The 25,480-nt window shown below is 62.3% G+C and carries 17 protein-coding genes; 9 read left to right on the forward strand and 8 right to left on the reverse strand.

What is annotated here, in order from left to right:
• The first annotated feature begins 278 nt into the window (after positions 1-278).
• The 3 genes from ligA to AC30NL_RS04260 all read left to right on the forward strand — a co-directional run bounded on the left by ligA (position 279) and on the right by AC30NL_RS04260 (position 5,638).
• A complete protein-coding gene (gene ligA, locus AC30NL_RS04250) occupies positions 279-2,366 on the forward strand; it encodes an NAD-dependent DNA ligase LigA (RefSeq protein WP_489462765.1) in 2,088 nt (695 codons plus the stop codon).
• Positions 2,367-2,422: 56 nt separating this feature from the next.
• The gene (gene def / locus AC30NL_RS04255; protein WP_489462781.1) at positions 2,423-2,959 is read left to right on the forward strand and encodes a peptide deformylase; all 537 of its coding nucleotides are present in this window, start codon (positions 2,423-2,425) and stop codon (positions 2,957-2,959) included.
• A 258-nt stretch (positions 2,960-3,217) separates the two neighbouring features.
• A complete protein-coding gene (locus AC30NL_RS04260; protein WP_489462766.1) occupies positions 3,218-5,638 on the forward strand; it encodes a DUF6600 domain-containing protein in 2,421 nt (806 codons plus the stop codon).
• 153 nt (positions 5,639-5,791) lie between these two features.
• Here AC30NL_RS04260 and AC30NL_RS04265 read toward each other — a convergent pair whose 3' ends face one another.
• The gene (locus AC30NL_RS04265) at positions 5,792-6,481 is read right to left on the reverse strand and encodes an arylesterase (protein ID WP_489462767.1); all 690 of its coding nucleotides are present in this window, start codon (positions 6,479-6,481) and stop codon (positions 5,792-5,794) included.
• On the opposite strand from AC30NL_RS04265, the gene AC30NL_RS04270 reads away from it, so the two are divergent.
• The gene (locus AC30NL_RS04270) at positions 6,480-7,196 is read left to right on the forward strand and encodes an ABC transporter ATP-binding protein (protein WP_489462768.1); all 717 of its coding nucleotides are present in this window, start codon (positions 6,480-6,482) and stop codon (positions 7,194-7,196) included. The genes AC30NL_RS04265 and AC30NL_RS04270 overlap by 2 nt on opposite strands.
• Positions 7,197-7,574: 378 nt before the next feature.
• Here AC30NL_RS04270 and AC30NL_RS04275 read toward each other — a convergent pair whose 3' ends face one another.
• From AC30NL_RS04275 to AC30NL_RS04295, 5 genes are all read right to left on the reverse strand, one after another.
• Positions 7,575-8,369: a peptidylprolyl isomerase gene (locus AC30NL_RS04275; RefSeq protein WP_489462769.1), complete on the reverse strand. Its 795-nt coding sequence runs from the start codon at positions 8,367-8,369 to the stop codon at positions 7,575-7,577.
• 93 nt (positions 8,370-8,462) lie between these two features.
• A complete protein-coding gene (locus AC30NL_RS04280; protein ID WP_489462770.1) occupies positions 8,463-8,747 on the reverse strand; it encodes a BolA family protein in 285 nt (94 codons plus the stop codon).
• Complete coding sequence (locus AC30NL_RS04285; protein ID WP_489462771.1) at positions 8,744-9,394, reverse strand: septation protein A; 651 nt, start codon at positions 9,392-9,394, stop codon at positions 8,744-8,746. The genes AC30NL_RS04280 and AC30NL_RS04285 overlap by 4 nt, the downstream gene beginning before the upstream one ends.
• 49 nt (positions 9,395-9,443) lie before the next feature.
• Complete coding sequence (gene msrB, locus AC30NL_RS04290) at positions 9,444-9,863, reverse strand: peptide-methionine (R)-S-oxide reductase MsrB (protein WP_489462772.1); 420 nt, start codon at positions 9,861-9,863, stop codon at positions 9,444-9,446.
• Entirely contained in the window at positions 9,860-11,362 is a 1,503-nt protein-coding gene (locus tag AC30NL_RS04295) for a protein adenylyltransferase SelO (protein WP_489462773.1), read from the reverse strand. Before AC30NL_RS04295 ends, msrB begins: the two co-directional genes overlap by 4 nt.
• A gap of 147 nt (positions 11,363-11,509) precedes the next feature.
• On the opposite strand from AC30NL_RS04295, the gene AC30NL_RS04300 reads away from it, so the two are divergent.
• The 4 genes from AC30NL_RS04300 (at position 11,510) to AC30NL_RS04315 (ending at position 15,207) form a co-directional block, all read left to right on the forward strand.
• Positions 11,510-13,156, forward strand: coding sequence for a 3-(methylthio)propionyl-CoA ligase (locus tag AC30NL_RS04300; RefSeq protein WP_489462774.1), 1,647 nt, complete (start codon positions 11,510-11,512; stop codon positions 13,154-13,156).
• Positions 13,157-13,641: 485 nt separating this feature from the next.
• The gene (locus AC30NL_RS04305) at positions 13,642-14,124 is read left to right on the forward strand and encodes a GreA/GreB family elongation factor (RefSeq protein ID WP_489462775.1); all 483 of its coding nucleotides are present in this window, start codon (positions 13,642-13,644) and stop codon (positions 14,122-14,124) included.
• 358 nt (positions 14,125-14,482) lie between these two features.
• Positions 14,483-15,055 carry a glycosyltransferase gene (locus AC30NL_RS04310; protein ID WP_489462776.1) on the forward strand — a complete coding sequence of 191 codons (573 nt, stop codon included), beginning with the start codon at positions 14,483-14,485 and terminating at the stop codon, positions 15,053-15,055.
• Positions 15,052-15,207, forward strand: a complete 156-nt coding sequence (locus AC30NL_RS04315; protein WP_489462777.1) for a hypothetical protein — start codon at positions 15,052-15,054, stop codon at positions 15,205-15,207. Before AC30NL_RS04310 ends, AC30NL_RS04315 begins: the two co-directional genes overlap by 4 nt.
• A gap of 262 nt (positions 15,208-15,469) precedes the next feature.
• Here the strand turns inward: AC30NL_RS04315 and AC30NL_RS04320 are convergent, their stop codons facing one another.
• A complete protein-coding gene (locus AC30NL_RS04320) occupies positions 15,470-17,269 on the reverse strand; it encodes a DUF4124 domain-containing protein (RefSeq protein ID WP_489462778.1) in 1,800 nt (599 codons plus the stop codon).
• A 474-nt stretch (positions 17,270-17,743) separates the two neighbouring features.
• Complete coding sequence (locus AC30NL_RS04325) at positions 17,744-18,877, reverse strand: serine hydrolase domain-containing protein (protein WP_489462779.1); 1,134 nt, start codon at positions 18,875-18,877, stop codon at positions 17,744-17,746.
• 362 nt (positions 18,878-19,239) lie between these two features.
• On the opposite strand from AC30NL_RS04325, the gene AC30NL_RS04330 reads away from it, so the two are divergent.
• Positions 19,240-25,287 (forward strand): ATP-binding protein, encoded by a 6,048-nt coding sequence (locus AC30NL_RS04330; RefSeq protein ID WP_489462780.1) that lies wholly within the window; start codon positions 19,240-19,242, stop codon positions 25,285-25,287.
• The last annotated feature ends 193 nt before the right edge of the window (positions 25,288-25,480 follow it).

Consider the following 25,480-nt stretch of genomic DNA (forward strand, 5'->3'; position numbering starts at 1 on the left):
ACGGGATGGGGTTGCAGCCTGAACTGGGAAGTGGATGAGGGTCAGCCTGAACTGGGAAATATTCCAAGCAAGAGTCGTTCGGGCTGCGCCTGCTACTTTCGTGCGGACTTCATCCACTCCTGTTCGGGGTGCACCTACGTCCGTTCGGGGTGCACCTACGTCCGTTCGGGTGCACTGAGGCTCATCCCCCGAACCGCAGCTGGGCTACGAACACATCACTCGGGCCCACAGTCGTGGCATGCTTGCGGCGCGTCATTGCCCCAATTCCATTCGATTCAATGAGCGTCCATTCCAAGTCCAGCTCCGCACAGTCTGTTGCCGAACGCGCCGCCGAGTTGCGCGATCAACTTCACCATCACGCTCACCGCTACTACGTCCTCGATGATCCCGAGTTGCCTGACGTTGAGTACGACAAGCTCTTCGAAGAACTGCAGGCGATCGAGGCGGAGCATCCCGATCTGCTGACGACCGATTCGCCGACTCAGCGCATCATCGGCAAGGTGCTCGACGGATTCACTCCGGTTCGTCACGCCGTGCCGATGCTCTCCATTCGCACCGAGACCGATACCGAAGCGAGCGGTGCGGTTGCCTTCGATGCGCGCGTGCGCCGCGAACTCGAACTCGACGAGAGCGATCCGCCGATCGAATATGCGGCAGAGCTCAAGTTCGATGGCCTCGCGATCAACCTGCGTTACGAACATGGCGTTCTCGTGCAGGCGGCGACGCGCGGCAACGGCGAGACGGGTGAAGACGTGACCCAGAACATCCGGACCATCGCGCAGATTCCGCTGCGCTTGAGAGGCGCTGAACTTGCGCCGCCGGTGATCGAAGTGCGTGGCGAGGTCTACATCCGGCGTGACGATTTCGACTCGCTGAACGAGCGCCAGCGCGAGTTGATCGCCAAGGGCGCAAAGAACGAAAAGACCTTCGTCAATCCTCGCAATGCCGCGGCCGGTGCCGTGCGTCAACTCGACCCGGCCATTGCCGCGAAGCGCCCCTTGAGCTTCTTCGCCTACGGGTTGGGCGCGGTGCAGGACTGGACCATCCCGCCTACGCACAGTGGCCTCGTCGATGCGCTGCAGGCCATGGGCATGCCGGTGAGCGTGGAGCGGGCCGTTGTGCATGGCGCTGACGGCCTTGTCGAATTCCATCGCCGCGTCGGCGCCAAGCGCGACGATCTGCCCTTCGACATCGACGGCGTCGTGTACAAGGTCAACGACCGAGCCTTGCAACAGCGGCTGGGCTTCGTCTCGCGCGAGCCGCGCTGGGCGGTGGCGCACAAGTACACGGCGCAGGAGCAGATGACGAGGCTGCTTGGCATCGACATCCAGGTCGGCCGCACCGGCAAGCTCACGCCGGTTGCGAAACTCGAGCCGGTGTTCGTTGGCGGAACGACGGTGAGCAATGCCACGCTGCACAACCAGGACGAAATCGATCGCAAGGACGTTCGAATCGGCGACACGGTGATCGTGCGTCGTGCGGGCGACGTGATTCCGGAGGTGGTAGGCGTCGTGGCGGACAAGCGGCCCCCCGACACGCAGGCTTTCAGCATCGTCGCGAAGCTGCAAAGCAAGTGCCCGGTCTGTGGCAGTGAAATCACGCGAGAAGAAGGCGAAGTGGACTGGCGCTGCAGCGGGGGGCTGTTCTGCGCGGCACAACGCAAGCAAGCCATGCTGCACTTCGCGTCCCGCCGCGCCATGGATGTCGAGGGCCTGGGTGACAAGCTCGTCGATCAGCTCGTCGACAGCGGTCTGATCCGCACGCTGCCCGAGTTGTACAAGCTCGGCGTAGCCAAGCTGGTCGCGCTCGAACGCATGGCCGAGAAGAGCGCGCAGAACCTCGTCGACGGCTTGGAAAGAAGCAAGAAGACGACGCTCGGCCGGTTCCTCTTCGCACTCGGCATCCGGCACGTTGGCGAGACGACGGCGAAAGACCTTGCCAAGCATTTCGGATCGCTTGACCGCATCCTCGATGCAAGCGTGGAGCAGTTGCTCGAGGTTAACGACGTCGGGCCGGTCGTCGCGCAGAGCATTCACACCTTTTTTGCCCAGCCGCACAACCGCGAAGTCGTGGAACAACTAAGGGCTTGCGGCATCACCTGGGAAGAGCACGACGGCACAGCTGACAATGCGCCCAAGCCATTGGCCGGCAAGACTTTCGTGCTCACAGGCACGCTGCCCACCCTGTCGCGCGACGATGCCAAGGACCTCATCGAAGCCGCGGGCGGCAAGGTGTCTGGTTCGGTGTCCAAGAAGACCCACTATGTGGTGGCCGGTGCGGAAGCCGGCAGCAAGCTGGACAAGGCGCAGGAACTTGGTGTTGTGATCCTGGACGAAGAGGGCTTGAAGGCCCTGCTGCCGCCATGACGATTCGATCGCACGCCGCGTCGACACTGCAACGACTATTCAATCGGAAGAAGACCGTGACCGTGAGAGAAGTCCTCAAGATGGGTGACCCGCGCCTGCTGCGCGTTGCGCAACGTGTGAAGCGCTTCGACACACCCGAATTGCATGCGCTTGTCGCCGACATGTTCGAGACCATGCGCGCCGCCAATGGAGCGGGGCTTTCAGCGCCGCAGCTTGGCGTCGATCTGCAGCTCGTGATCTTTGGGTTCAAGAAGAATGTTCGCTATCCCGATGCGCCGCCTGTGCCCGAGACTGTGCTCATCAATCCGGAAATCACGCCACTGACGGACCAGGAAGCATTGGGCTGGGAAGGTTGCCTTTCAGTGCCCGGTTTGCGCGGCATGGTGCCCAGGGTGGCGCGCATTCGCTACACCGGGTTCGACCTGAAGGGCGTTCGTATCGATCGGGAAGCCGAAGGGTTTCATGCGCGTGTCGTGCAGCATGAGTGCGATCACCTGATCGTCAAGCTCTACCCGATGCGCATTCGCGATTTCACGCAGTTCGGGTTCACGAGCGTATTGTTTCCGGGGCTCGACACAAACGAGGACGATTGAGTTGTAGGGCATAAAAGCTGCCAAAGCCACCGGACGCAAGATTCCAAACGGGGGCCTGTATCGGATGTCCGGCGAACATCTGAATACGCTTTGTGGCCGCACCGGTGGAACTCGCACATCGTGCGGGACTCCTTTTGTAAGGCAAGGTTTCTTCAGGGCTGACTCGTCAGCCCGGCCTCGGCGGGCTGCGTTGTCCCGCTGTGGCACCGACCTCTGTGCGTGCCGACCCGATTGATTGAGGCATGAAGCATGAAAGCGATGGCTCGACCCCCAACCCAATCCCACTTTGCATTCATTGCGAAGCGCCTGGGCATGGCACTGATGGTGTTCTTGTGCACTGCACTCGCGAGTTCCGCATGGGCCGATCCGCCGGGCCGCGTTGGACGGCTGGGCGAAATGACCGGGCAGGTCTGGCTCTTCTCTCCCGACAGTGGCGAATGGGTTTCGGCGTCGCACAATCGACCGCTGACGACAGGGGATCGTGTCGCCACCGACGCCGATGCGCGTGCAGAAGTCAACATCGGGTCCTCCACGGTGAGGCTCGATTCCGGTAGCGAACTCGAAGTGCTCCGCATCGACGACGATCATGTTGCGCTGCAACTTCACAACGGCTCGATCATTGCCCATTTGCGCAGTGCCGAGTCAGCGAACGAATTCGACCTGCGCACATCTGAAGGCCGCTTCGTGACGCTTCGCCCCGGCCGCTATCGATTCGACCGAGCGGACGAAGCCAGCCACGTCACGGTTCTGAGCGGCGAAGCCCGGTTCGAAGGTCCGGGCAGTGCGCTCACCGTCAATGCCGGCCAGCGTGCCGAGTTCTGGCTTGATCGCGGTGCAGCTCAATACAGCATTATAGAACCGGTTCGCGACGCCTTCGCCAGTTGGAGCGCGGACCGCGACCGGCGCGACGAGCGCAGCGCCTCCACACGCTACATCTCGCCCGAAATGACCGGTGCTGAAGACCTCGACCGGTACGGCCGCTGGGAGCAGACGCCAGACTACGGGGCCGTGTGGATTCCTCGCACCTTGCCGGTGGGATGGGCGCCATACAGTGTGGGCCATTGGGCCTGGGTGAGTCCTTGGGGCTGGACATGGGTCGACGACCAGCCCTGGGGCTTTGCGCCCTTCCACTATGGTCGCTGGGCGATGCATCGCGAACGCTGGTGCTGGGTGCCAGGCACTTATGTGCGACGTCCGGTGTACGCACCTGCGCTCGTGGCTTGGGTGGGCGGCCCTCACGTGAACGTATCGATTTCCGTCGGCAATACCGCACCCGCCGTCGGCTGGTTCCCGCTGGCTCCGCGCGAGGTCTACGTGCCGACCTATCGGGTGACTCCGCACTACGTGCAGCAGGTGAACGTCACGCATGTCACCAACATCACCAACATCACGACGATCGTCAACAATCCGCAGCAGGCGGTCTCGAACATCGACTATCGCAACCGCCACTTCCCGCATGCGGTGACGGTGGTGCCGCAAACTGTGATGGTCAATCGCCAGCCGGTGGCGCCAGCTTCCGCGCAATTCCGCAACTCGGCGCCTATGCAGCAGGTGTTGGCGCAAGCGTCGCAGAAGATCGTCGTTTCCGCGCCGCCAGTGCCTACGCCCCCGGTGGATCAGGTGCGTCGCCGCCACGGTTTCGCGCCTGGCGCCGAGCGTGCAACCGTGGCCGGTACACCTGGATCGCCCACGACGCAGAACCTCACGTCAACGGGTGTGAACATCCCGGCGCCGCCGACGCGCTTCGCTTCGCCCGGCGCTCGACCGGGTGTCGAGGCTGACGGGCGCAATCGCGAGATCATGGAACAGCGTCGTCGCGAGATGAGAGAGAACGCGCGACCAATGCCCGGCACGGCTGGCATACCGGCTCCGAACCAGCCGCCATCGCAACAAGCTCAGATACCGAGCGCGCCGGGGGCTCGTCCGCAAGCCGGAGTGCCGCAAGCAGCACCACAAGCGGCTGTTCCGCCGATGGTGCGGATGCGTGATCAGGCCGTGGAGCGCAGTGGCCCTGCAACGCCGGCAGCACCGCCGAAACCTCCGGTCGCCGTCGCGCCGGTCGCGCCACCCCAGGTTGTCGCGACGCCGCAAGCGCCTGCCGTGCCGGCGCGCACGGTGCCTGTCCCGCCGCATTCGCCGCAGGCGTTGGAGGGCATGCGTCAAGAGGCGGAAAGGCGCCAGGAGGCGCAACGACAGGAAGGGGCTCGCCAGCAGCAAGAGGCACAGCGCCAGCAGGAGGCCAGGCGTCAGCAGGATGTTGAGCGTCAGCAAGAGGCTCAGCGTCAGCAAGAAGCCAGGCGTCAGCACGACGTGCAGCGTCAGCTGGAGTTGCAGCAGCGCCAGCAGGAAGGTCAAGCGGGTCGTCAGCGCCTCAACAACGTTCCTCCGCCGCCCCCGCCTCGCGAGGCCGCCGTGCGTCCGCAGGCTGAGCCAGCCCCAGTCCATGCCGCTCCGCCACCGCGGCCCGTGGCGGCCGAACCCAGGCCCGTGCCCATGCCTGCGCCGGAAAGGCAGGAGATACAGGAAAGGCAGAAGCAGGATCAGGCGCAACCGCAGCCAGGCCGCAAGCCCGAGGCCCGTGCACCGGCGCAGCATGACCAGCAAGCGGCGCGCGAGGAGCAGCGCCGTGGCGGCGGGGAAGAGCGCCGCCGCCACGGCGGCGATCCTCGCGACAACTAATGCAGAACGCTTTCTGGAACACAAGACTGTGTTCTTGACCCCAACTTGGCCCCATTGGGTCGTGGTAAATCCACGCGATGCCACCCGGTATTGCCGCGGATTGCGCGGTGGCGATTGAATTCAAGGCCCGGGTGTTCCGGCCGGGCCTTGATATCAGCGCCGCAGCATCGGCTTCAGCACCGGCCAAACGTTCGCAAGAATTGTCGGATGAGCCTCGGCGCGTGGATGAATGCGATCCGCCTGGAATAGCTTCTCTGATTGAGGCGCATCCGCCACGCCCTTGAGCATGAAAGGCACGAGCTGTGCGCCTTCCTTCTTGGCGACACTCGCGAAGAGCGCTGCGAAATCGTCGCTGTACTTGCGCCCGTAGTTCGGGGGCACTTGCATGCCCACGATCAGCACCTGCGCGCCTGACGCCTTTGCGGCGTGAGTCATCTCCGAGAGGTTGTCCTGCGTCATCGTGAGCGGCAATCCGCGCAAGGCATCGTTGCCGCCCAGCTCGAGGATGACGTGCGTCGGCTGATGCTGCTTCAGCAAAGCCGCGAGCCGTGAACGCCCGCCCGAACTGGTGTCGCCGCTGATGCTTGCGTTGACCACTGTCGCCGGCAGTTTCTCTTGCGCAATGCGCTTTTCCAGAAGGCTGACCCAGCCGCTTCCGCGCTCCAGTCCGTACTCGGCCGACAGGCTGTCGCCCACGACGAGGATCTTGCTTTGAGCTGCCACGACAGCGTGTGCGCGCGGCGGGGCGATGCCGGCGGCGACTGCCGCGGACAGAGTGGCCAGCGCGGTACAGTGCGCAAGCCAGGCCCGGCGCGAGACTCTCAATCCGACAACGTCTTTCATGTCACAACCCATCATTGCCGTCGAGCGCATCACCAAGCAGGTGAAGGACTCCACAGGGACCCTGACCATTCTCCACGAGATCGATTTCACGCTGCAGCCCCACCAGTCCGCGGCCATCGTGGGCGCGTCTGGGTCGGGCAAGAGCACGCTCTTGTCGATCGTTGCGGGGCTCGACACGCCGACCACCGGCACCGTCAAGCTCGCCGGCACCGACCTCTTCTCGCTCGATGAAGATGCAAGGGCGGCGGTGCGTGCCTCCAAGGTGGGGTTCGTGTTCCAGAGTTTCCAGCTGCTGGGCAACCTCACGGCGCTTGAAAACGTGATGCTTCCGCTCGAATTGCAAGGCCGCAGTGACGCACGGACTCAGGCGACCGACATGCTGAGGCGCGTGGGTCTGGGGGCGCGCTTGCAGCACTATCCGAAGGTGTTGTCGGGCGGTGAGCAGCAGCGTGTGGCATTGGCACGGGCCTTCGTCGTACGCCCGGCCGTGCTGCTGGCGGATGAGCCGACGGGCAGCCTCGATTTCGCGACAGGCGAAAAGGTCATGGAGCTGATGTTCGAGCTGAACCGCGAGGCGGGGACGACGCTGGTGCTGGTCACTCACGATCAAGGCATTGCCGAGCGATGCGATCGGCAGCTGCACATCGAGGCAGGGCGGTTGAACGCATTAGGCGGCGAGGTGCTGGGAAGGCACTTCGACATGCACAGAGGCTGAGAGTACTTCGATCATGCCCGATCATCACGCCAAAACACCCCTGCTCGTCGTTGCAAATGCTCGCCATAGCCAAGCTATGGCTGCGCTTTGCGCCTAGATCAGCGCCCTTTTGACGTGCTGCTCGGACACGTTCGAAATACTCTCAGCCTCTCAGAGCACGTTGGGCGCGAACTCGGGCCGGTGCTCGAATCCATGAGGTATCTCTGATCTCTGTGCTCGAAGTGCGGAACCTGTCAATGACTTTGCGACACCCATGCTTCATGAATTTACTGCCTACGCGCTCGCGGTCGGTTATGAGTGCGCTGGGGATATGGCAGTGTCGTCAGCACAAGCAAAAGAGCGTCCCACGGGACGCTCTTTTGTTTGGATCAACCCAGCTTACTGGCTGAACTTGTAATCCGTCTTCGCCTTCGCGCGGATCTCGTCGCGGAACTTGGCGAGCTTGCCTTGGGCAAGGCGTTGCTCAAGCTGGGGCTTGATTTCGGCCAGCGGTGGGAACTTTGCTTCGCGCGTGTCTTCGAGCTTGATGATGTGATATCCAAACTGCGATTTGACCGGCTCCGCCGTCATCTCGCCCTTCTTCAGCTTGGTCAGGGCACCGCTGAACTCTGGCACATAGGCGTCGGGCTTGGCGAAGTCGAGGTCGCCGCCGTTTTCGGCCGAGCCCGGATCCTTCGAGTTCTTCTTGGCCAGGTCTTCAAACTTGGCACCGCCGTTGATCTGCTTGATCAGGTTCTTGGCGTCGTCTTCCTTCTCGACCAGGATATGGCGGGCGCGGTACTCGGTACCGGTTGACTGTGCCTGGAGCTTGTCGTACTCGGCCTGGAGTTCGGCGTCGGAGACCTTGTTCTTCTCACGCTCGTTGTCGAAAAGCGCACGGATCAGGATGGTCTGCTTGGCCAGTTCCATCTGGGTCGCGAAGTCGGGCGACTTGGCGAGGCCGCGGCGTTCGGCTTCTTGCATGAACATTTCGCGCATCACGGCTTCGTCGCGGGCCTGCTTTTCGAGCTCAGGGCTCTTGGGCTGGCCGGACTTGACTGCTTGGTTGATCAGCGCGTCAACCCTCGCTTTCTGTACCGGCTTGCCGTTGACCATGGCAACGTTCTGGGCAAGGGCTGCGATCGGGGCAATCATGGCAATCGCCACACATGCGGCGGCAGACATCTTCTTCATGAGCAGGAGCCTTTCAAACTCGGGAGGGAGAGCCTGGCAGACCTGCCGAGGCGGTGGTTGACTGCGTGTGGAGTAGGGAGAAGGGCAGAAGGTTCAATTCTCACCCGGGGCACGGGCCTCGATGGCCAAAGCGTGGATGCCTCTCGGGATCAAATTTTGCAGGGCATCATATACGAGCCGATGACGAGCAACTCGTGACAAACCGTTGAATCGTCCACTGACCACCCGTACCGTGAAGTGGCGGCCCTCGCGGGCGCCAGCATGGCCGGCATGAAGGTGACTGTCGTCCTGCACTTCCAGCAATAACGGTGTGAGCGATTCGCGCACGGCAGCCTCGATGTCACTGGCGCTGACGCCGTGGGGAGCTTTGTCAATCACGATGCGCTTCCCGGCGGCTTGGGCTCGCCGTCCTCGGTTTTCATGTAGCGGCTGAGGTAGATCACCTGGCCGATCGAGAAGGCCAGCATCAGTCCCGTGGCGCCGAATACCTTGAAGCTCGCCCAGGCTGAGGTCGAAAAGGTATAGGCCACATAGAGGTTGAGCAAACCCATCAGGACCAGGAACGCGATCCACGCGAAATTCAGGCGTTGCCAGACGATGGCGGGCAGATCCATCTCGGAGCCGAGCATGTCCTGAAGCATGTTCTTGTGGAAAAACATGCGGCTGACCCAGAAAGACAGGCCCAGCGCCCAGTAGGCGATGCTCGGCTTCCACTTGATGATGACGGGGTTGTGAAAGTAGACGGTCGCGCCGCCCAGCACCAGCACCAGCGCGAAGGTGATCCACAGCATGAGGTGGACTTTCTGGCGCAAGACCTTGAGCACCACGACCTGCACGAGCGTGACCACGCTCATGACGATGGTGCCGAGCAGGATGGGCGCCTCGTCGAGGCCCACCACGCCGCCCGACACCATGAAGCCGATGGCGCTCGTCGCCACGGCTGCGGCCCACTCCTTGTGCTTGTCGGCGTATTGAAACGTCCCAAAGAAAAGGATTAACGGAAGAAAGTCCAGGAACAGTTTCATTGAGAACGCCAGGGAGTAATGGGCACGATCCCTGCGCCTGCGGCACGGATCACTTCTTGTCGGGATCGAAGTTTATCGCTGCCGAATTGATGCAAAAACGCTCTCCGGTGGGTTCGGGGCCGTCTTCGAAGACGTGACCGAGGTGTGAGCCGCAGTTGTTGCAGCGCACTTCGACGCGAACCATGCCGTGGGTCTTGTCCACGACGCGTTCGATCACCTCGCTGTTGACCGCTTGGAAATAGCTCGGCCAGCCGCAGCCGGCGTCGAACTTGGTTCCAGAGTCGAAGAGGGGAATGCCGCAGCCGACGCACTTGTACTTGCCTTCGTCCCAGTGGTTCCAGTATTTGCCGCTGAAAGCGTGTTCGGTCGCGGCGTGGCGGGCCACCTGGTATTGCATCGGGTCGAGCTGCTCACGCCATTCGGCATCGGATTTCTGGACCTTGTACTTCGTGTCGTTGTCGGACTTCATGATGAACAGGACACCTCGATGTGTTGCGCCCAATCGGGCGGAAAGTCGGCATAGGCCGCGTGTTCTGGCTGTTCGTCGAATGGGCGCTCCAAAACTTTCAGCAGCCTCCGGGTTTCGGAGAAATCGCCTTGCTGCGCTTGGTGGATGGCCTCTTGCGCGAGATGGTTGCGCAGGATGTATTTGGGGTTGGCGGCGTTCATTGCAACGGCGCGAGCGTCGTCGATGCTGTTTTCGGCACGCAGACGGTCGCGGTACTGAGCCACCCACGCGTCAAAGGCCTCGCGGTCGAGGAAGAGGTCGCGCACGGCAGCGTTCTCGTGGCCGTCTGCCGTGCTGAACTGTGAAAGACGGCGAAAGGCAATCGTGAAGTCGATGCGATCTTGCGCCATGCGCTTGAGCAGGCCGTCGATCAGCGCAGCGTCGCCATCTTGACGCGTCGCAAGGCCGAGCTTGGCCCGCATCTTCGCTTCCATGGAGTCCGCAAACACCGCCTTGTATGGCTCCAGGGCTTCAAGCGCGGCGTCGCTGTCGTCGATCAGCGGCATCAACCCTTGCGCCAGTGCGTGCAGGTTCCAGAAAGCGACGTCGGGCTGGCGTGCATAGGCGTAGCGGCCCTGGTGGTCGGAGTGGTTGCAGATGTGGCCCGGGTCAAAGGCGTCGAGGAATCCGAAGGGGCCGTAGTCGATGGTGAGCCCGAGGATGGACATGTTGTCGGTGTTCATGACCCCGTGGCAAAAGCCCACGCTCTGCCAGTGCGCCATGAGTTCGGCGGTGCGGCGAGCCACCGCTTCGAGCAGCGCCACGTACGGCTGCGATGCGTCGCGGCATTGGGGGTAGTAGGCATCGATGACGAAGTCGGCCAGCGTGCGCAAGGCGTCGACGTCTTGTGCGGTGTGCGTGAAGTGTTCGAAGTGCCCGAAGCGGATGAAGCTCGGCGCCACGCGGGTGCACACCGCGGCGGTTTCGATGGATTCGCGTCGCACAGGCAAGGGAGATTCGGTCACGCACAGGGATCGCGTCGTGGGGACGCCCAGCGCCTGCATGGCTTCGGAACACAGAAATTCGCGGATTGAAGACCGCAGCACCGCACGGCCGTCGCCCATGCGCGAGTAGGGCGTGAGTCCGCTCCCCTTGAGCTGGATTTCCTGCGGGCCGTTCGGCCCGTCGACTTCGCCGAGCCAAAGCGCCCGGCCATCGCCCAACTGGCCGGCCCACACACCGAACTGGTGTCCGCTGTAGACGCTGGCAAGCGGCTGCATGCCGGGCCAGACAGCGTTGCCGCTGAAGACTTGCAAGGCATGCCAATCGTCTCGTTGGAACCAGTCGGCAGGAAGCCCGAGTTCAATGGCGCAGGCATCACTGGTAATGACCCAGTGCGGGTCCGGAACGCCTTGGGCAGGAAGGGCGGTGTAGAAGCGGTCGCCGAGTGTCTGGAATCGGTTGCGAAAACTGAGCGGCGGGGCGTCAGACAGGGAAGGCGGGAGGGGGAGAGCGCTCATTGGGTGAGTGTATGGGGCGCAGGGTAGTGACGTTGGCGGATGGGCGACCGGCTGCTGCCCATGTCCTTACGGGTAAACAGCAGGCGCTGTCCCTCGGGGCGTTCCTATGATCACTTCGACGCAACATCGCTCTCCCTGGAGTACGACATGGCAGCCTTGATGGGTCAGATGATGCAAATGCCACTGATGATCTCTTCCTTGATCGTCCATGCGGCTCGCCACCATGGCGACATCGAGATCGTCTCCAAGCGCGCTGAAGGCGACATCCACCGCACCAACTGGCATGACACCGAACTGCGTTCGCGCAAGCTGGCACAAGCGCTCGCCAGGCTTGGCTGCAAATCCGGCGACCGCGTGGCGACGCTGGCCTGGAACGGCTACCGCCACCTCGAGATCTACTACGGCAGCTCGGGCTCGCAGCTCGTGTGCCACACGATCAATCCGCGACTCTTCCCGGAGCAGATCGCATGGATCGCCAACGACGCCGCTGACAAGGTCCTGTGTTTCGACCTGACCTTTGTTCCGCTGCTTGAAAAGCTGGCGCCGGTGCTCACGAGTGTCGAGAAGTTCGTATTGATGACCGACCGCGCGCACATGCCGGCCAGCACCGGCATCCCGAACCTGCTGTGCTACGAGGACCTCGTGAATGCCGAGAATGGCGACTACATGTGGCCCGAGTTCGACGAGAACACCGCGTCGACCATCTGCTACACCTCGGGCACCACCGGCCACCCCAAAGGGGCCGTCTACAGCCATCGATCGACGCTGCTCCACGCATACGCATCGGCGCTGCCTGACTCAATGGGTTGCTCGGCCAAGGACGTGATCCTGCCGGTCGTGCCGATGTTCCACGTCAACGCCTGGGGCCTGCCCTATTCGGTGCCGCTGGTGGGCGCGAAGTTCGTGTTCCCCGGGCCGCATCTCGACGGCAAGTCGCTTTATGAGTTGTTCGAGGCCGAGAAGGTCACCTTCAGCGCCGGCGTGCCCACCGTGTGGCTGGGCCTCATCAACTACGCCCAGCAGAACGACCTCAAATTCAGTACCTTCAAGCGCACGGTGATCGGCGGATCGGCCTGCCCCCCGACGATGATGCGCACGCTCGAAGGCCGCTTCGGCGTGGAAGTCATCCATGCCTGGGGCATGACCGAGATGTCGCCCATCGGCACCTTGTGCAAGCTCAAGGCTTCGCACGAGAAGCTCGATTCCGAAGCCAGGCACCGGCTGGTGGAAAAGCAGGGCCGCGTCGTCTACGGCGTGGACATGATGATCCTGGACGATGACGAGACGCCGCTGCCCTGGGATGGCAAAGCATTTGGCAACCTCGTGGTGCGCGGGCCTTGGATCATCGAGAACTACTTCAAGTCGAGAACCTCGCCGCTTGTCAGGGTAAACGGCCAGGACTGGTTCCCCACCGGCGATGTGGCGACCATCGACGAAGACGGATACATGCAAATCACCGACCGCAGCAAGGACGTGATCAAGTCCGGCGGCGAGTGGATCAGCTCCATCGAGCTCGAGAACATCGCCATGGCGCATCCGGCAGTGCACGAGGCGGCCGCCATTTCCTGCAAGCACCCGAAGTGGGGCGAGCGCCCGTTGCTGGTGGTGGTGAAGAAGCCCGACGTGCAGGCCACGGCGGTCGACTTGCTCGGCTTCTTCGAGGGGCGCATCGCCAAATGGCAGATTCCGGACGACGTGGTCTTCGTCAGCGAGATTCCTCACACCGCGACCGGGAAGATCCAGAAATTGAAGTTGCGTGAGCGGTTCAAGGAGTACCGCTTGCCCACTGCGTGACTCGGATTCGAGCAGTTGAATGCCTTGCGCTGCCCCTATGGCGGCAAATGGCTTTGGGGGGAGACCCGCACTCCGAACAGGTCAGGTCCAGTGCCTTTGAATGCGTTGTCAAAAGAAGCAGCTACGGGACAAGCATTGAGGTCCACCCCTTTCAAGGTTTTCGGGAGCGAAGACCTTGAAAGCGGGCATTGAGGCCAAGTTCAACGACGACGGATCGAAGCCGAGTGGATCGCCTCGATCGAGGAGCGTCGCCCCGACCTTGAAGAACGGTTGGACTTTGGAAGCGGTTGCAGTCCTTTGGGTCACCTGCGCCGCGAAAATCACGGCCTGCATCTCTGGCTTGTGCGGATAGCACCTGCTGGCGAAATCGAGGAGTTCTTCAGTGGCCGCTGCTCCGTTCGCAGCCAACAGAAGCGTCGAAGGCTGGTGGAGCCCTTCATAATCAAAACCTGACCCCCGCTTGTTCGAGATGCCGACCTTTCATCATGGATAAATTCTTGCTGCAGCAGCAGGTGCTGGAACGGCTCGCCGAAGACCTGCTGCAAGCCGAACAGGCAATGCGGGCGGCCCATGAAACGGCGACTCACGAAGAAAACATCGCCGAAAACAAATACGACACATTGGGACTCGAAGCTGCCTACCTGGCCACCGGCCAAGCTCGTCGCGCCGAAGCCATCCGCCAGGCGATGGCCAATTGGCGCCAATTCCGCCCGCGCCCCTACGACGCCAGCAAAGGTATACAGCTCGGCGCGCTGGTCTGCCTGGTCGATTCCGACGACAAGCAGCATCAGCTCTTTCTCGGCCCGGATGGAGGCAGCATGAAGTTGGTCAGCGGCGCTCAGATCGTTCAGGTCATCAGCAGCGAAGCCCCTTTGGGCAGGGCCATGCTGGGTAAATGCGAGGGTGATGAGGTGTCGATACAGGTCGCTCCAATCCGACAGCAGTTTGAGGTGCTGCGGGTTCATTAAGCCGCAAGCAAGTTCTCGCCGAATTGATCAGAAATTACTCGCCCCGACCCCTTTAGGACGCTCTGCACAACTCCTGGCGAGCTATGCAGAGTTCGTTCGCGCTCTCGGCCTCGCGCACATCAATTCACTTCGGTGGCACTGACCGCGAGGCAGGTCAGTGTTGGCATTTGCCCGACGCTCTGCCGAGATCAGCGCCGCACAGCAGTCGTTGAAGGCGAGCTGCTCGGGAGCAGTCCTTCCATGGAAGCCTTGCTCAAGGTGGCAGGTGTGAGTATGACCAAAGCCGGTGGCGAGCGGCGGTTGCACGGCGGTGCGACAGGGCCTGAACTCCGCGCGAACGGCACATGGGCTGACCCCGGTGACGAGCTTTCTCGAGCACATGCGGGCAGCCAGCGATGCGTCGGTCGGCCTGTTCCCGTCCTGGTTCGCCAGCCGGCAGCCCGATTGGCCACCGACGTTTGTGGAAGGCCATTTCCCTCTTCGACCCACGTCGCCCTTGCACCCGCTGCCCGATGAGCTTGAGGAGTTCTTGGCTGCGGGCGAAGCGCCAATCGCATTCACGCCGGGAACCGGGCACAAGCATGCCGCAGGCTATTTCTCGAACGCGTTGAGTGCGCTACGAGCGCTGGGCAGGCGCGGACTGTTCATCACGACACACCCTGACCAAGTGCCGCACCCGCTGCCGCCCGAGGTGCTGTGGCAGCCCCATGCACCTTTCGATACCCTATTTCCGAGGTTGGCAATGTTGGTCCACCACGGGGGCATCGGCACAACGGCCGAAGCACTTCGCGCAGGCATACCGCAATTGGTTCTGCCCTTCGCCTTCGACCAGTTCGACAACGGCAGGAAGATTCAGCGACTTGGCGCCGGCAGAGTTTTGCCTGCGGCTCAAGTGAATGTTCGCCGTCTGCGCCAACAAATCACCAAATGAATCTGCGACCCGTGATTGCAGCCAACTCGACAAAGATTCCGACGGGTGTCGTTGTGGCCTCGGGCTTCGCCGCATTCATTGCCGTAGCGGTACTGGCCGTCTACCTCTTTGGGCGGTTCCCATTCGCGATTTGGGGGGTGATCGACGGGTGACATCGAAGGTCAGAAAAGGGTCGCTTTGCATAGCGACCCATTGCGGAATTTAGATGGTACGCAGTTGTTCAAGTACGGTCGATCAAATTGGGGGGCAAGCAGCACAAGATCTGGTCGCGGCGGCGTGGCAATTCGACCCCGACGAACAAATAGTGACAAGAAAATGACATTCCTAGCTGAACCCCGCTATCTGGCGCCGGAGCGGCGGGCCAAGGCAGTTTGCAGCGCGCGTGTTGGCAAGCTCACCGACCAAGTGGCACTCTCAACGCGCTGACCGGGACCCCTGGTGCGCTTCCGCACGTTTGTAAGTAAGTTGCACTTCACCGGTCTTCTCCTCGTAGGTCCAAATCATAGAGACTAGGCCATCCCGCACGAGGACCAACGCGACGTGCGCACCTTTCGGCGCCAGGGTGAGCGGCGGGGGAGGGGCATTCCCGCTGTCATAGATAGCCCCGAACCCAATCATTCTGGACTTCAAGGGCTGGCGATCGAGTACCTTCCCGTCGCTCGAAATGAACAGAAGTTCTCCGTTCGACGTCCAGGCAACATAGCGTCTGCGCGCCGTGTCATAGGACAGCGCCGTGAGGTCGATGTCATTAAGTGACCGAAAATCCCGCCACTGCCTTGTCTTGGCGTCGTACCGATACAAGAAGCCCTCTCCACCGAGTGTGACCACCGTGACGATGTCCTGGTCGGTGTCGTAGGCGACGCCGGTGGCCCATGAGAACGCCGGAAAGCCGGGTGGCAGCGGCACTACCGACTTCTGACCCGAAGCGATGTCCATGACCTGCAGCCGATCCTCAGCGAGGATGTAGGCTTGGCGTCCCGACCCCGAAATGGCGGTCTTGCTGTCGCCCAGCAAGTTTTGTCCTTCCTGGGGCACGCTGGACGAGCCGTCATTGCGATAGCCCACTCGCCGAAAATCGCGCGTGAGGAGGTCAATGCCGAAAACGGAGGATGGCACGGCCGCTGAAACGCCACTCAAGGTAAGTTCCGGCCGCCCGGGGTCTGGCGCGTTGATGTCCACAGGCGAAGACAACTGGTATTTGCCTCGCAGGGCGTCCACCTTCGTGACGCCGAACCAGGCGTTCAGCTGCTGCAGCAGCTGCCGAAAGTTAATGTTGTCGGTCTCGTAGGCGTAAGGCAGCGAAGTGACATAGACCGGCAATGGGCTGTCCGCGAGAACACCGCTCTCACCGGAAAACGACGCGAGCACTACGCCCGATATAGTGGTCCCAGCAGATGGCTCGACGCGCCAAAGCGTCTTCTCGTACGTGCTCAACACCAGCAACACTCGCTTGCCCGGCCGGTTCAAGCGCACACGAGTAACCTGAGCAGAATGCTCATATCCAGACACCACAAAGACCTCCGCATTCGAGGCGAGCTCACGCGGCGGAACTTTTCCAAGTAGCGGAAGCTGAGGCGCGTTGACGGCCGTGGCCGGCGTGCCGAAATTCGGCACGGAACGGCCCCTGCTCTGGGCAGCGATCAGTTCCCCTTGGCTAGAGATCGACACGGTGGCGCCGTCGGACGTGCGGCCCACATAGAGCTTCTTTTGCTGATCGTAGGCCAGTGACTTGAAGTCGATGCCGTTCAACGATCGATAGTCCAGCCATTGATGGCGAGCCGCGTCATAGCGGTAGAGAAAGCCTTCGCCGCCCATTGTGACTACCGTGACGATGTTGAGGTCAGTGTCATGCGCCACCCCTGTCGGCCAAGAGAAGGAGGGAAAGCTGGTCGGGAGCGGGACCGGCGATGTTTTACCGGAGATCTTGTCAGTCACCACCAGCGTATCGCCACTTAGGGCGTAAGTTGCCCGCTGCACTCCTGCGGCAAGGGCTCTGTCAGGGGTAGGAGGGTCTGACTCCGGATGAGATAACTGGAGTGGCAACGTTTGGCTGCGTGCTTGGGCGTCGCAAGGTGTTGAGCGGTATTCCACGCGGCCATTCGAGTCGACACAGCGATTAACGTGTGCGCTGGCGTTGGAGCATGCCAACGCGGCGACCAGCGAAGCGAGGAGCAGGAGGGGCTCTTTGGAGATGTGGCTCATGGCCGAAAGCATGCCATACCATCCTGGGGGCTTGACAAACTCAGCGCCTGGGCACGCTCGAGCAGTCCGCGCCATCAAGGTCAATAGTGACCATTTGGTGACGAGTTGACATGGTCAGCGAGCCCTGCAGACCGTGAGCCTGCGCAATGACACATGAAAGCAGTGGATGGGACTCCTTCAACCAAGAGGTCGCATCACGACCGTCGGTTGCTCTTCCCCTGGCATCGACTCGCGCAGTGCTCGTACTGGTGCTCGTTCCCGAAGTCTCAGAAGGCGACCTTTGATGAACGACCGCCTGTGGCCGGGAGTGTGAGTACGAGGCCGCGCTGGAAGCTGACCTTCGATGCATGGGCCGGGCCGGCCAAGGTCAGCTGTCGGCGAAGCCCGGGAACTCACACTGCCGGCCAGTTGCTGTCGTTCGCACCGGCCAGCTGAACGAAAACGAGCCCTTGGGTTTGGTGGCGCTCCGGTGCGAGGCCCTGACGGTCAGCCACATGGCGCGTCGACAAGGCGGTGAGCCAGCACCAGGAAGGCTCGCGCATCGAGTCGCGGGATCGGATCGCCGATGGCGGCGTTCGTGTCGTACTTGTGCACGATCACCATGTCGCGCTTCGGCACGACCAGGATGAACTGGCCAAAGTAGCCCCAGGCAAAGTAGGAGCCCGCGAGCGGCGAATCCGTAGGCTCTTCCGGGATCCACCAGAGGTAGCCGTAGTCGATCCGGCGGCGGGCCGCGTGTGCGGGATGCATGTCTGCGGCGCGCGTGATCGGCGTCGTGATCGTTCTGGTCCAGTCGGAGGAGACAAGTTGCTTGCCGTCCCACGCGCCGTGCGCGAGCATCAGTTCGCCGATGCGTGCCATATCGCGCGCCGACAGGGTGAACGGGTAGGCCAGATGTTGCGAGCGGGTGGCGTCACCGCTGCGGTGTTGGCGCTCGAGGTGGAAGTCTTCCAGTCCCAATGGCGTGGCGATGTCCTCCGCGAAGGCCTGGTAAATGTTGCGGCCCGTCAATTGCTCGTAGATATCGCCTGCGGCGTTGAAGTCCCAGTTGTTGTAGAGAAAGTAGCTGCCCGGCCGCTGCGAGCCGCGTGGCGGCGCGGCGGCACTGTCGTCGCCGCCGTTGCTCGCAGTGTGGTAGACGCCGGACCGTGCGGCGAGCAGGTCGCGTACGCGCGCCTGTCGCTCGATGGGCAGAAGGCCGCCAATGTCGTCGATGCCGAGCTCGGCCAGGGTTTCGTCAAGATCGATCGTGCCTTGTTGTACCGGCTTGCCATACAGCATCGCAAGAAGGCTCTTGCGTGCCGACGCGATACGGCTCGGCCGATCAGTGGGACCGAAACTGAAAACGATGTCGCGACCGTGCACCGCCATCAGCGTCGTCGTCGGCGAGTGGCGCAGGGTCTCTTGCATGGCATCCGTTGCCGCGCGGCAAGCCGACGTCTGCGTGCGCTCGTCGTTGGCGCGCCACCATGTCGACACCGGCGTCGAGACGACGTCGTGCGTGGAGGCCGGCGCTGGTTGAGTCAATGTCGGCGATGTTGCGCAACCGGCAACGAGCGTGAACGCGAGCACTGCGCCGACCGAGCGGCGTGCGACGAATGGAGAAGTCTGATGACGCATGCGGACAACGAGGGAGGGGACAACACGTGCACCGTACTTATCCCATGTTGCCGCAATGTGTCGGTCCTCTCCCGCGACGGCTCTCTTGGCGGATTGGATCCGGAGGGCGAGGTCGGATCTGGAGGGCCGCCCTCGGCCACAAGCAGTCGACCAACAGCGGGGGACGAATGTCGGCTGTAGGCTGAACAGAGTCCTTCACGATCCGCGCGAATGACCGCTGCGATCAGCGCCGGCCATACTTCGCTGCAGAATGGCGATCGATGAGTCAGCAGCATGATCCCAGAGGCGCCGGGTGATGCTGAGGCAGTTCCCTTGGTTCGGATTGGCACCAACTATCCAATCCAATTCCATTGGCCCCGAAAATGCTTAAGAAACCGAAGCCATCCAGCACTCCAGCTCCTGCAACGGCGCCTGCGGAGGGCGAACGCCGAGCACTCCGTGGATACGTCGGCCAGTATGAGAGGGCGGGCGCAGCTATATACGCAGCGCTCGAGCGCGACGAGCTGCTCTGGGTCGGCATTGCCGACCGCAACGCGGGTATTGCCGATGACCTGGTACTCGGCTTCGATGGCTTGGTGGTCGGCCACCAGTTCAAGACGTCTAAGTTCCCGAGAAGCTTCACTGTTGAGACGCTGTTTACTGGCGCCAACGGCCTCTGGAAGCCCCTGGTTCATTCTTGGCAGTGCCTGCGCAAGGACAACCCGGGAAGCCGTGTCGAGATTCGCTTGGTAGTCAACGACTTTCCATCGACTACAGACAAACCAGGCGACGGCACGCCGCCTCACAGTGCGGCATTCCTTGAAGAGTTCCAGCAGCATGCAAATTGGTCGCTAGCGGATTGGAACGCGTCAGAATGGAGCCGACTGATCGACCACCTGCGCCGTGAAGCCGGCCTAAGCGATGGCGACTTCGAACGGTTCTTGCACAGCCTCCGTGTGGTGTACGGCGCTGCGGCGGACTTCATTCAGTCGCACAAGCTGAACGCCGAGCAGGCCCGACAGGCATCGGAGATTGCCGGCGTATTGCCCAGGCTGGTCGCCGACGCACGCGACAAGGACAGGTGGAGGCGTGACGAGCTGCTTCGTGAGCTTGGCTGGCGCGATCCCGCCAAGACCCTGCTCATCCACCGGTTTCCAGTCGGCGCCTATGTCCAGCGCAACCGGGACACTGAGGTCAAGCTGCTGGCCGCGCTGCATGCCGCCAACCAAGGCTACGTCTCACTCGTAGGTCCGCCTGGCTCAGGGAAATCCACCCTCCTGCAGATCGCGCTAGCCACCGAAGCAAATATCCGGCTTGTTCGCTACCTGGCGTACGTGCCAGGCGCTGCCCAGGGCGTGGGTCGCGGAGAGGCCGACAACTTTCTGACCGATGTCGGCACGCAGCTGCGCAACAGCGGTTTGATTGGGCTGCGTCTTCGCGATGACTCGCTGCATGAGCGACGCGAGCAGTTCGGCGTCCTGGTGAGGCAGGCTGGGGAGCGCTTCGACCGCGACGGGATCCGAACGATCATCGTCGTCGACGGGCTCGACCATGTGCCTCGCGAAGAGCGGCCGACCAATTCGCTGCTGGGCGAGCTACCTCTTCCGGCGGCCATCCCAAACGGTGTTGTGTTCGTCCTCGGCACGCAGCGGCTGGATCTCGCGAATCTGAAGCCCGCCGTTAAGGAACAAGCGGAGAAGAGCGATCGGCTGGTTCTCATGAGCCCCCTCGGCCGCGAGGAGGCCGCCCGGATGGCGGATGCGCTTGGTCTGCCTGCCGACATATCGCGATTGGAGCTGAGCAAGCTCACGCATGGCCACCCTCTGGCAACGCGCTACTTGATCCAGGCGCTGTTGCACGCGGACGAAGCCGGCCGCAAGCACCTGCTCAGTGGCGGGATGCCGTTCGACGGCGACATTGAGACCGTGTATACCGCCGCTTGGCGCGAAATCGCAAGCGACAGCGATGCCATGGACGTACTGGGCTTCATCGCCCGGGCTGAGGCGCCCATGGACCTGCGGCTGCTGGCCACGGTGGTCAAGGAGTCCGCGATTGAGCGCGCCCTGGTCGTTGCACGGCACCTCCTCCGCAGTTCACCCCAGGGATGGAACGTCTTCCACAACAGCTTCAGGCTGTTCATCATCGCTCAACCGCGAGCCCGCCTCGGAAGCGTCGACGCCGAATATTCCCAGCGCGTGTATCGCGAACTCGCCGAGCTGGCGAAGAACGCGCCGCACGAATCGGCGCAGCGGTGGCTTGAGCTGCGCTACCGCGCCCGTGCCGGCGACGGTACCGAGGTACTTGCGCTGGCGATGCCCGCTCGCTTCAGGCAGCAACTGGCTGACGGGCGTTCTATCGCCGAGATCCACGCTGATATCCGGCTGGCTCTGCTAGCAGTGCGTGGAACGCACGATGCGACCGCCTTCACACGGCTGCTGCTGTGCCGTGACGAAGTAGGCCGGCGCGAAACAGCCCTTGAGTATGCCAACCAGCTTCCGCTGGCGATGCTGGCGGTCGGAGACATTGATTCAGCCCTCTCTTTCGTGCAGGACTTCCCCAGCCAGGGCTACGAGGTAATCGACGCCCTGTTGGCGCGAGGCGACTTCGAGCGCGCGAAGGAGCTATTTGAAAGCCTCGAGCCACTTTCGCAGCTCCATACGTCCAAGTTCGAGAACCACGGGCACGACCACAACATCAAGGAATTCGAGAGGTGGGCAAGGCGCGCAGTCGACTTCCGAGACACGGAGCAGATCCGGACCGCGATTGACCACCTCGCCGCAGAGGGGCTACGCCAGCCCGAAAAGCTGGACACAGAAACTGTTGCCGCGCTGCGCCAGCATTTGAGGAGGGAAGCCGCAGAGGCGACGCTCCTTCGGAAGGTTGGCGCCGACCCACGGGAACTCTGCAGCGAGCTCGGCATAGCCGACGAAGACAAGCCGTCCGTAATAGTTCACGCAGGGCTTGCCGCAAGTCAGCGCGGCGACGTCGCGCAAGCGCTCGCACTGTTTGACGCTGCTGCCGCCCTTCCTGGCTTCCAAGAGGTGCCCAACGGCTACCGCCGCCGTATGGCACTGATCGCATTCCAGGCTGGCCGTCGTGACCTAGCCGAGGCCCTGTTCGACCAGTTGGTCGCACCGATGATCTCCATGTGCGACGACGAAACGGACCTAGCTGGGCTTGGTGATCTGGTCGGCGCGGTCATGCATCACGCAAGGCTTTGCACGCTGCTCAACAAGCCGCTGCCAAGCGCGACGCCGTCGAAGCACTCCTTCCTTCATCCGTTCCAGCAGCACGCCTCGGCGATAGGCGTGCTTCTAGGTCGCGCCGCCGTCGACAGCGCGACCGTGCCGGCTGGCAGCATCCAGGTCGAAGCCCGCGTCGCCCTTGGGTACGTGCTACGTCTGACGTCCGAAGCCGGTAGCGAGTCATATCGCATCGAGCAGGCCTTCAAAGCGATCCCCGTGCTGGCGCAAGCGCTGCTGAGGCTCGGCGCCAAATGTGGCGAGGATGAGTACCGCGCCGTACTTCGAGAGATTGACGCAGCCATCGCTTCATCTACGCTGCGGGGTACTGCGTACCTGCGGCGCCGGTTGGCCGTCGATGCGTATCGGGTTGACGGTGACCGTGCGGGGGCTGTCGACCGGCTCAACGCCCTCGTGACGGAGCTTCAAGAGAGCACGCCGAGCGAACAGATTGACGGGTTGGCGGATCTGGCCATCGCGTTAGCTGCGGTCGGGGACGTAGAACGTGCGAAACAGTTGCTGGCGACAGTTCCCGAGCAATGCCTTGGCTACGCTCTGGCTCCCAAGAAAGACCCACAGTACGCGATGTGGCGAGACATCCTGGACCTTGCCAACACCGCTGACCCGGGGAGCCGTGTCAAGCGGGTCTCAAACTTGATGCGCCAGGTCGGCGGCATGACCGAAACCGAAGGGTCCTCGGCCGCGCATCGCCTGACGATGTCGCTCATTGAGGAAGCGATGCAGGTCGGGCCTCGCTTCGGCTTCGAGGTGTCAAAGACACTGGCGGATTGGCATCTGATTGGCTGGCCTAACCGCGTCGACTTACTCATGACCGGGATGGCCAGGCGGAGCCCTGACCTCGTCTTGCCTTGCGCTACCGTCTGGTGCGGGCTCTGCCTACCGTTCTACATGGAACCGTACTACCGGGATCCGTACCACGTCGGGGACTTCATCGACATCGCCGCCGACGCTGCGGGCCCCGGCAAGATTGAGCCGCTCACGCTGATGCGATTGGGGGCGATCCAGGTAACCAGCACTGCACACGAGAGGGTCGCACTGCTCCAGCGCCTTCGCACCGCGGCCGGAAGACATGGGTTCTCGTCCGCGGAACTTGAAGCCGCTATAGCCCGATGGATGTCAGACGCGCCGGAACCTCGACGCTCGTCTACGCCCAGCAAGTACGACTCGGAGGCCACTCTCGAGGAGCTTGAGCGCGCGTTTGAAGCGGATGGCGACGAGCTGAACTACAACGCCCCGTACCGTTTCAAAGTTCTGGCCGAGAAAGCTCCGCTTCATCTGGTGCGGAGGATTTTTGAGCGATGGCAGATCTTGCGGGACGACGCGCGTTGCCGCTTCCTGATGGTGAAGCGGTTGGCTGCGGCGGGTGAGGTTGAGTACGCCAAGAAGCTGATTCAGGACTACGAGACAAGCAAGGACCCCTGGAGTTCCTGGAGCCAATGGATGGGCGGCGGAAACTTCCTCTACTTTGAGGCGAAGAAGCTCTTGGAGGGACCATCCACGTCCCGTGCCGCCTTCGAGAACATCGTCGATTCAGTGACGGCGGGTCAGGAGAACACCCAGTCGCTTCTCACAGAGCTGGATTCAATATTGCCAGTGATCAGCGCGTCGCCGGACTGGCCGGCCATCTGGTCGTTGCTTGAGGAGCAGATGGCCTGCACTCGCGAGTTCCAGCTGGGACGGCCATTCCCGCCGAGCGAGCTACCGCTCAGCGACACGGATCTTCTGGAAGACTTGCTGCACTTTGCCTATCGGCTGCCCGTCGCCGAAGTTCAGCGACACGCACGCAACTGCACGCTGCGCTTGGCAGGGCAAGCCGGACACGGTCAAGCTCTGTTCAAGTCCCTGATGCGGCGACTTCTAACCGGCGACTCCGATGCCCCCCTGCAAGCGCTCGGGACGCTGCTGGTTGTTGACAGCGCGGGCTTTGCACCCGAGCTGGGCACTGCCGTGGCTGCGTTGGTCAGTCACCGCGATATCTCAGTGGCAGAGTCAGCCGCACTGTTGTCGCATCGGTGGGGGGTAGCAGTTTCCATGGACGCGAAGCCGCTGCCTCTCTTCTATAGCCTCGAACTGGAGGCTCCCCCCGAAGGCGACCATGCCTTCAAGGACGAGAGAACTGGTGCGATGCGAGTCGAGTCGCCGCTTGGCTGGACCGAGATGCTGCGCTCGACAGCACAGCACCTTGCGCAGGCGGCAGGCATCGACGAGATGACAATCCGCAGGCGCGCGGCGATGCTCATCCAAGATTGGGGCGGACTCGAGGCATTCGGGCCTTCTGGTGTCAAAAGGCTTGAGGCTCAGCTTCGCGCCCTCGACATGCAGATCACATACCTGAAGCCCCATGCCTACATTGCCATTGCCGCCCTTCGCCACGTCGCGGGAGAACTGCGGCTGGCAGGCAAGCTGAGCGGCCGCGACAGGCCGACGCTGTTGGAGCGTTTGGGTTGCCCTCTTCCGCCTCGGCCGCTGAAGTTCCCGCAAGTGCGCCCCGAATGGATTCGGATGCCGCTCTTTGACCGACATGCGGGTTGGTCCGAGCGAGAGAAGAAGTGGGTTGACGAGGTCGACAGCGACGTTGCGCCTTTCCCGGCACATTACGATGGGCAAGTCGTGGCTGAGGTGTCGCGTATCAAAATCTTCAAGCCACGCATGTCAGAGCATCGCCTCTACCGATTTCGAGCACCCTCGGCACAAACTGACGGGGAAGACTTCGACCAATGCTATGCCACGTTGCCCATCGCTGTCTGGCTAGGCCAACACGTCGCCCTCGACAATGAACTGGCGCCAACGCTGGTAAGGCGAGTTGTTTGCTCTGTGGACATGGGCTTTGACGCAGCGGCCTATCCGTTCGCGTTGTGCCCGAACTGGTTGAAAAGGCTTCGCTGGCGCGCGCATGAAGAAGAACCGAGCGTCTTCCTCGACGCGAGCCGAGCTGTGGTCGCGAAGCTCTATTGGTGGCGTGATGCCGGCCCGGTTGATATCGATGCGGAGTCTCTGTGGGGCGAGGGTTGTTACCTCGTTGTGACGCCGGCGGGCCTCGAACAGCTCACCGCTGCCCGTGGGAAGCTGGCCCTGGCCATCAACGTGTTCGCAAGCAGGCAGATCAAGCAGCCAAGCAGCTACGGACAATCTCTCCTAAAGACAGCGAAGAACGGCTACTCGGTCTAAGCCGTCCATATTCAGCTGCGATGCTAGGCGAGCTCAACGACCGGCTGCTATCGCTGGTAGCAGTCGTTCGGGGGAGAAATCGGAACGACTGCAGTGGGTCGGAAGCGTGAGTCCAGCTCAGTGAGCAGCAGACATTCGACTTGCCCTGGGGCGCGGCTGGCATCGGCAGCGATCGCGCAGTCGCTCAAGAGAT

The sequence above is a fragment of the Rhizobacter sp. genome (assembly GCA_021153565.1).
Lineage (GTDB): Bacteria > Pseudomonadota > Gammaproteobacteria > Burkholderiales > Burkholderiaceae_C > Albitalea.